Genomic DNA, 1,970 nt, shown 5'->3' on the forward strand with positions numbered 1-1,970 from the left:
TGGCTGCCCGGCATCTGCCCTGTCGGACAACCGGTACACCAGTGGTGACCAATCGTAGTTCCTCTCGTACTATACGATCGTTCTCGTCAGGTACCTCACACCCCCAATAGATAGCAGCCGACCTGTCTCACGACGGTCTAAACCCAGCTCACGACCTCCTTTAATAGGCGAACAACCTCACCCTTGCCTGCTGCTGCACAGGCAGGATGGAGGGAACCGACATCGAGGTAGCAAGCCACGGGGTCGATATGTGCTCTTGCCCGTGACGACTCTGTTATCCCTAAGGTAGCTTTTCTGTCAGCAACCCCCCCCATTGAGGAGGGTGGTTGGTTCGCTAGACCACGCTTTCGCGTCAGCGTCGCTCGTTAGGCACGACACTGTCAGGCTATCGTTTGCTCTTGCGCTCTTCGTCGGGTTTCCGACCCGACTGAGATAACCTTTGGGCGCGCTCGATATCTTTTCGAGCGCGTACCGCCCCAGTCAAACTGCCCGGCTACCGGTGTCCTCCGCCAGGAGTGAGAGTCGCAGTCACCACCGGATAGTATTTCACTAGCGCCTCGGTGGCCCGCTAGCGCGGGTACCTGTGTAACGGCTCCTATCTATGCTGCACAGTGGCGACCACGTCTCAGCGACAGCCTGCAGTAAAGCTCTATAGGGTCTTCGCTTCCCCTTGGGGGTCTCCAGACTCCGCACTGGAACGTGCAGTTCACCGGGTCCAACGTTGGGACAGTGGCGCTCTCGTTGATCCATTCATGCAAGCCGCTACTGAAGCGGCAAGGTACTACGCTACCTTAAGAGGGTCATAGTTACCCCCGCCGTTGACGGGTCCTTCGTCCTCTTGTACGAGGTGTTCAGATACCCGCACTGGGCAGGATTCAGTGACCGTACGAGTCCTTGCGGATTTGCGGTCACCTGTGTTGTTACTAGACAGTCGGAGCGCCCGAGTCACTGCGACCTGCCCCGTTCCGGGGCAGGCATCCCTTCTCGCGAACTTACGGGACTAACTTGCCGAATTCCCTAACGTCGGTTATATCCCGACAGACCTTGGCTTGCGCTGCCAGAGCACCTGTGTCGGATCTCGGTACGAGTACCACACTCGCCTTTTCACGGGCCCTAGGTACCATCGACTCGCGCTATCTCGAGTTTCGACCGCTTCGTGCCGTGACGGCGTCCACGGTCTTCCTCGATTCGACTGGGCGAGTGCCCAGCTCGATGTTTCCTACGGCGTTGGCTTTTGGTGGTGGTAGTACTGGAATATTAACCAGTTACCCTTTTGTCTCATTCGAGTTACGGTGAGACTTAGGATCGACTAACCCTCGGCTGATTGACAGTGCCGAGGAACCCTTGCTCGTCAGGTCGTCGGGGTTCACACCCGACTCTCGCTGCTACTGTGACCAGGATTTTCGTTACTGCGCGGTCCACACGAACTCTCGCCCGTGCTTCCACCCGCGCAGTGCGCCGACCTACTGGATTAGACGGTGAAGTCTACCGCCAGGTCTCGGAAGTGGATTTGAGCCCCGATCATTTTCGCCGCCTCGAACCTCGGCCGGTAAGCTGTTACGCTTTTCTTAGAGGGTAGCTGCTTCTAAGCTCACCTCCCGGCTGTTTAGGGCTCGAGACAAACTTCGGTCGCACTTAATCCACATTTGGGGTCCTTAACCCGGCTCTGGGTTGTCTCCCTCACGGTATCCAAGCTTACCCCGGAATACCGGATTCCCCACGTCGACGGCGTTCGTAAGTTTGGAGTTTGACAGGGAGGCCGACTCCTCTCGGAGTCGGGGCTCCCAATCAGTCGCTCTACCTCACGAACTACCTCGGTGGAGGTCATGCTTCGACATGTTTCGGTCGGAACCAGCTGTTGCCGAGTTCGATGGGCCTTTCACCCCTACACACGGGTCACGAGAGGGTATTGTAGGACACCAACTCTAACAGGCCTCCACGTGGCTTTCGCCACGCTTCACCTTGCCCCT

Annotated in this window: 1 rRNA gene; it reads right to left on the bottom strand. The window is 57.6% G+C overall.

The features are described 5' to 3' along the window. Positions 1-1,970 (bottom strand): 23S ribosomal RNA (locus N5095_RS22135); the annotation flags it as partial.

This window comes from Halobium salinum (genome assembly GCF_026586625.1).
In the GTDB taxonomy this organism is placed as follows: Archaea; Halobacteriota; Halobacteria; order Halobacteriales; family Haloferacaceae; genus Halobium; species Halobium salinum.